Source organism: Paenibacillus forsythiae T98 (assembly GCF_000520735.1).
In the GTDB taxonomy this organism is placed as follows: Bacteria; Bacillota; Bacilli; order Paenibacillales; family Paenibacillaceae; genus Paenibacillus_AQ; species Paenibacillus_AQ forsythiae.
The window spans coordinates 1-5,354 of record NZ_ASSC01000013.1 but is presented as its reverse complement, the minus strand read 5'-3'; the positions used below and the strand labels follow the sequence as shown (position 1 = coordinate 5,354).

At 56.9% G+C, this 5,354-nt stretch carries 5 protein-coding genes, 2 pseudogenes and 1 riboswitch; of the genes and pseudogenes, 3 read left to right on the top strand and 4 right to left on the bottom strand.

The genetic code is table 11. The features are described 5' to 3' along the window. The 4 genes and pseudogenes from L692_RS0100495 to L692_RS0100480 form a co-directional block, all read right to left on the bottom strand. Positions 1 to 182: pseudogene (locus L692_RS0100495) on the bottom strand (ABC transporter ATP-binding protein); the annotation flags it as partial. A 44-nt stretch (positions 183 to 226) separates the two neighbouring features. Further along, positions 227 to 988, bottom strand: a complete 762-nt coding sequence (locus tag L692_RS0100490; protein WP_025696198.1) for an ABC transporter permease — start codon at positions 986 to 988, stop codon at positions 227 to 229. Further along, positions 985 to 1,278, bottom strand: a complete 294-nt coding sequence (locus L692_RS0100485; protein WP_025696196.1) for a thiamine-binding protein — start codon at positions 1,276 to 1,278, stop codon at positions 985 to 987. The genes L692_RS0100490 and L692_RS0100485 overlap by 4 nt, the downstream gene beginning before the upstream one ends. Before the next feature lie 65 nt (positions 1,279 to 1,343). Next, the gene (locus tag L692_RS0100480; RefSeq protein ID WP_025696194.1) at positions 1,344 to 2,408 is read right to left on the bottom strand and encodes an ABC transporter substrate-binding protein; all 1,065 of its coding nucleotides are present in this window, start codon (positions 2,406 to 2,408) and stop codon (positions 1,344 to 1,346) included. Positions 2,409 to 2,541: 133 nt separating this feature from the next. Beyond that, positions 2,542 to 2,654, bottom strand: a riboswitch (TPP riboswitch). A 261-nt stretch (positions 2,655 to 2,915) separates the two neighbouring features. Between L692_RS0100480 and L692_RS0100475 the strand changes: the two genes are divergently transcribed. The 3 genes and pseudogenes from L692_RS0100475 to L692_RS0100465 all read left to right on the top strand — a co-directional run. Further along, positions 2,916 to 3,968 carry an EAL domain-containing protein gene (locus tag L692_RS0100475; RefSeq protein ID WP_025696192.1) on the top strand — a complete coding sequence of 351 codons (1,053 nt, stop codon included), beginning with the start codon at positions 2,916 to 2,918 and terminating at the stop codon, positions 3,966 to 3,968. An 82-nt stretch (positions 3,969 to 4,050) separates the two neighbouring features. Then, entirely contained in the window at positions 4,051 to 4,725 is a 675-nt protein-coding gene (locus L692_RS0100470; RefSeq protein ID WP_025696190.1) for a response regulator transcription factor, read from the top strand. Then, positions 4,722 to 5,354, top strand: a pseudogene (locus L692_RS0100465) (hypothetical protein); the annotation flags it as partial. The gene L692_RS0100470 and the pseudogene L692_RS0100465, both read left to right, overlap by 4 nt.

The following is a 5,354-nucleotide window of genomic DNA, read 5'->3' as shown; positions in this document are numbered from 1 at the left end:
TGCCGCTTCACCGTCAGCGACACCTGTTCCAGCACCGGAAGGCTCCGTCCGCGCTGGGAGAAGGATTTGAAGATGCCGGCTACCTCCAGCGCGGGAGCCTCGCGGCCCGGCTCCGGTGATGGCGATGGCATGCCGGAAGAAGAGAGCTCTCCGCCTGACGGCGGAACGGTCGTATGCGTCACGGATTAGCCTCCTTTTCTATGAATCATTTGCTTACGTTCCAGTTCTATGCGTCCCGCTGCGGCTTCCAGCGGACCAGCCATTTCTCCAGCAGGGCGACGGCGGCGAACAGCAGCAGACTCAGCAGCACAATTAGAATAATGGCAACGAACATCCGGTCTGTGCGGTACGCCGATTTCTGGAGTTGCATATAGTAGCCAAGCCCTTTGTCGCCGCCGATCAGCTCCGCCACCACGGCGCCGGTCACGGCGTAGGCGGCGGATATTTTGATGCCGGAGAACAGGGAGGGCAGCGCGTGAGGCAACTCCAGCTTGGTGAAGATTTGCCGCCTTGTGGCGCCAGCCATCTTCATGAATTGAAGCATCAGGCGGTCGGTCTGGGCCAGCCCGCCCAGGCCCGCGACCGCCACGGGAAAGAAGCACACCAGGACAATGAGAATAATCTTGGGAAGCTGGCCGAAGCCGAACCAGATCACCAGCAGCGGGCCAAGCGCGATCACCGGCACATTCTGGCTCAGAATCAGCAGCGGGTACAGCGCGCGCGCCGTCCAGGGCACAATATGCAGCAGCACGGCGCAAATCAGCCCGGCGGCCACCCCGAGCGGGAAGCCGGTCAGCGTCAGCCGCAGCGTCGCCAGCGTATGTCCTTTAAGGGATGAGGCGCTGGCGACGCCTTCTCGCCAAATGTCCGTGGGAGCGGGCAAGAACCATTGTTCAATGCCGAACCAGGAGACTGACAGCTGCCACAGCGCCAAAAAGAAGATGACCGCCACAAGGGGCGGCCAGATTTGTTTCCACCGGGAGATCACGGGCGATACTTCTCCGTCAGCTTGTCCATGCTGATTCCGCCCGGGTTATGGGCGATTTTCACCTGTGAGATAACGCTCGGGCAGCCTGCCTCGACCAGCGCCTCCTGCATCTCCCGGACAATTTCGAGCAGGTCGGCGAGTTCGCCTTCCATTGTCGTTTCCAGCGCGTTCACCTGATGCTTCACACCCGAGCGCTGAATCACCTCGATCGCCTTGTCCACATAAGGAATTACATCTTCGCCTCCCGGCGTTTTCGGAATCACCTGAATGCTCAGCAGCGTACTTGCCACTTGCTATCATCCTTTCATGTTGTTAATTGTGAATCCAGTGAATCATGACCTTAATCCGGTTAAACTTACTGCCCTTCCGGCAAAAATTCGTTCGTGAACGCCTTGTCGGCGTCCAGCGGCTTCTCCAGCAGCTTCAGCCCGTACATCCAGTCGGCGTAATCCTTCCATACGGCGGTCTTCTGCTCGCCCCAACGGGCGGCATCGTCCTTGTATTTCGGGCTGAGCCATTCCTGGCTGGCCTGAACGAGCTTCGCGTCCAGATCGGGAACCGCTTGGATCAGGATGTCGGCAGCTTCCTTCGGATGGTCGATCGCGTACTGGTAGCCTTTGGAGGTCGCCTTCAAAAAGGCTTTGACCACCTCGGGATGCTCGGCGATTTCCTTCTCGCTCGTCGTCAGCACCGGCGTGTAGTAATCGAGCTGCGGCGCGTAATCCTTCAAATAGAGCATATCCAGCGGCTCGCCGCGCAGCTTCGCTTCGATGCCGGTCCACGCGTAGAAGATCCAGGCAAAGTCAATGTCCCGCTTGACGGCCGTAAAATAATCGGCCTCGCCGGTCGTAACCTGCTTGACCTTCTTCACGTCGCCGCCGACCGGGTCCATAATGGCCTTCATGGAAGCTTCTTCGACCGGCGAGCCCCAGCCGCCGTAGGTTTTGCCTTCAAAATCCTTCGGCGACTTGATGCTCCGGTCAACCGGAGCCGCGAAGCCCGACGTGTTATGCTGGATAATCGCCGCGATGGATACGAGCGGCACGCCCTGAATGCGGGCCAGCGTCAGACTGTCCTGCGCGCCGATGCCAAAGGCGGCTTCTCCCGAGGTGACCATCGTATCCGCGCCCGCCGCTCCCGGCTGCACAATATCGACGTCAAGGCCCTCTTCCGCGTAGTAGCCAAGCTCTTTGGCGACATACAGTCCGGTGTGATTCGTGTTCGGCGTCCAGTCGAGCGCAACCTTTACCTTCGTTGCCGCTTGGGGCGAGCTTTCAGCGGAAGCGGATGCCTCGGGCGAAGCGGCGGCAGGACTGGCCTGGCCGCCCGCGTTTCCTCCCGAATTATTGCCGCCGCATCCCGCAGCCGTCAGTATAAACAGGCAGGTGAGGCATAGTGTTAATCCTTTTTTGACTCCCATTGATATCGTCTCTCCTTTGTCTTCCCGTCTTCATTGAAAGCATACCTGCAGTTGTGCGCAAACCTGAAAAGCCAAAAAAGCGCCCCGGACTTTGGGACGCAGCTTAAGCATGACGGCGGCGGTCTTTACCAAGACCACACGCTGAAGTCTTTCCTACGCTGGCATTATCCAGATCAGGTATAAGGGTCAGTATCTTGCGGGATACACTCTCAGCCGGCCATAATTCCAGCACCCCAACGTTTTATGAAGTTTCGGGTATTTCTTGCTGTTTACGCTGTAATTATAGACACAAGGCTCCGGGGTTGTCCAGTGCTTCGGCCGATTCCGGGACCTTCATTTTGTAGTTCCGTTGCGGGAAATAACCTTGGGAAATTAAAAAATCAGGATATGTAAAATAATTACGCGAAATATGGCGTTTATTTGGGGCGAATTTCCGTCTTTTCCAGAAAAACATGCTATAATGACCTCAGGCTCCAGCATTTTTTGTAGGCCAAAAGGAGGGTGTTAATGAACTGTATTCATTGTTCCCCTATTGAACCGATTGAAGATAAGGGGATCGTAAAACTTCGGCACGCTTCCCCCTCGCTGGCATCGGCCGTTCAAGCCGCCGGTTATAGACTTGAATCCTTTCAGGAAGAAATATGCGGGATTGCTTACAGTACCCGCGAACAATTGTTTCAGCTGATCAAGCTGATCGAAGCTGCGGAGGAAGCCGCGCAGTTGACCATTTCAATTATTGGAACGGGAGCCGAAGGCCCGCTTGAACGCTGGATGTCGCTCTCTCAGCTTCAGGTCCGCTTCAGCAATCATACGCTTATCGATATTATCGCCAATAAGGAATTTTGCAGCTATTTGCAGCCGATTGTCAATCCTTCCGAGCAAATTGTCGGCTTTGAGTTTCTGCTGCGGCCCAAGCCGCAAGGCGCGCCGTTCCAGCCGTATACGCTGTTTGAGGTGGCAAGGCAAAGCGGATTTCATTCCTTTCTGGACCGGGCCGCGCGCATTTCCGCTATTGAATCCAGCGCCAGGCTGCTGCCTCCCGGAATTAAACGGTTCATCAATTTTTTGCCCTCTTCCATTTATGATCCTGCGTATTGTCTGACCCACACGTTTGAGGCGATCGAGCAGCAGGGACTGAGACCCGAGGATTTTGTGTTTGAGGTGGTGGAAACGGAGGAGATTGACGATATTTCGCATCTCACCCGTATTTTTGCCGAGTACCGGAGACATGGCATTCTGGTTGCGCTCGACGATGTCGGCGCGGGTTATTCCACAGTGGAGGTAATGTCCGGCCTGAAGCCGGATTATGTGAAGATCGACCGGGGGCTGGTCAGCTTCTGCGATCAGGATGCGGGCAAGCAGCAAGCGCTTAAGGAAATTATAGACAGGGCCGGAGAGTTTGGCGGAAAGGTGCTGGCCGAAGGAATCGAGCGGTGGGAAGAATTCCGGTTCTGCCAGGAGCTCGGCATTCATTTGGCGCAGGGCTATCTGTTCGGCAAGCCCGCTTCGGAGCCGCCAAGCCATTTTCTGCATACCGCCGGGATTGCCGGAATTGGTTAATAGAACAATATAACGCCTTCCCGCGCCGGGCAGCCCTTCGGGCAAGTCCGGGCGGCATGAAGGGCAAGGAGGAGGTGCTGCCATGAGCGGCACTTTGTTGTATATAGAGGACGATTCGCAAATTGCCGGTCCTGTCGCCAGGGACCTGCGGGACCGCGGCTATGCCGTCCGCTGGCTGCAGACGGGGGAGCGGGCCGTGGAGGAGGCGGACGGCTGCCAGCTGGTTATTCTGGATGTCATGCTGCCGGGACTCGACGGATTCACCGTGGGCCAGCGGTTAAAGAAGGTGTTTCCCGACATTCCCATCCTGATGCTCTCGGCGAGAACGTCCATCGACGACAAGCTTCAGGGCCTGGGGTTCGCCGACGATTATTTGACCAAGCCATTCCATCCGGACGAGCTGGCGGCGAGGATCGGGGTTCTTCTACGGCGCTCGGGCAGCGTTGCATCTGTGGCGCTTTCATTGGGGCGTCTGACGGTCTATGAAGAGGAGCACCGGATTGTCCTGGAGGAGAGCGGGGAAGAAATACCGCTGACGGGCAAGCAGTTTCAGATTTTCTTTTACCTGCTGCGCCACCTCGGCCAGATTATGACCAAGGAGCAAATCTATGAAGCGGTCTGGGGCGAGCCCTATATGGAAGGGGACAAAACCCTGATGGTACATATCCGTTATTTGCGCGAAAAGCTGGAGAAGGACCCCGCAGCGCCGGAAATCATTGAGACGGTCCGGGGCATCGGATACAGGATCAGAGCATGATCGGCAAGACAAGAATCCGGGGCCGCCTTCCGGGCTTCCGCCGGTCGCTGCTGTCGAGATATTTGCTGATTATCGCGGCCGCCGTGATGTTCCTGCCCATGATCATTATGCTTAATGTCATTCTTGTCGCCCTCACAAGCCAATGGACGGAGATGCGCCTTGACGAGCAGACGAAACTTGAACTGGGCATCTACTCCAGCACTTCCAATCTGGAAAGCGGCTGGCATAAAGAGGCCCGTCTGCTGGCAGGAAAGTCTCCCCGGGAGATCGGCGAGCGCATAACGGAACTGGGCAGGACCTACGAGTACGCTTCCATGTTCTGGGTGGACGGGACCGGAGTGACCCGGCTGTCGCTTCCTGCGCGAAAGAAGGCTGCCGGCAGCGCAGCCGACAATACAGTGCGCATCCCGGAAATGTGGACAACCGCTTCGGCAATCGCCTTCATGAAAGACAGCATCGCCCGCGATCCACTGACGATCGTCGCTTTTATCGGCGACCGTTCCGATGCCGGCGAAGGCTTCATGACGATGACGGTTCCGAGGTCCGTACTGCGAAGAAACCAAGGAAGCATTTCAGCGCCCTGGTATTTTTCGGTGCTGGTCATCCTGTTCATCGGGTTCGCGGCGGTA

Bases quoted from the DNA above. Each gene is read 5' to 3' on its own strand.
- L692_RS0100480 (WP_025696194.1), bottom strand. From the start codon at position 2,408: ATGGGAGTCAAAAAAGGATTAACACTATGCCTCACCTGCCTGTTTATA.
- L692_RS0100470 (WP_025696190.1), top strand. From the start codon at position 4,051: ATGAGCGGCACTTTGTTGTATATAGAGGACGATTCGCAAATTGCCGGT.
- L692_RS0100475 (WP_025696192.1), top strand. From the start codon at position 2,916: ATGAACTGTATTCATTGTTCCCCTATTGAACCGATTGAAGATAAGGGG.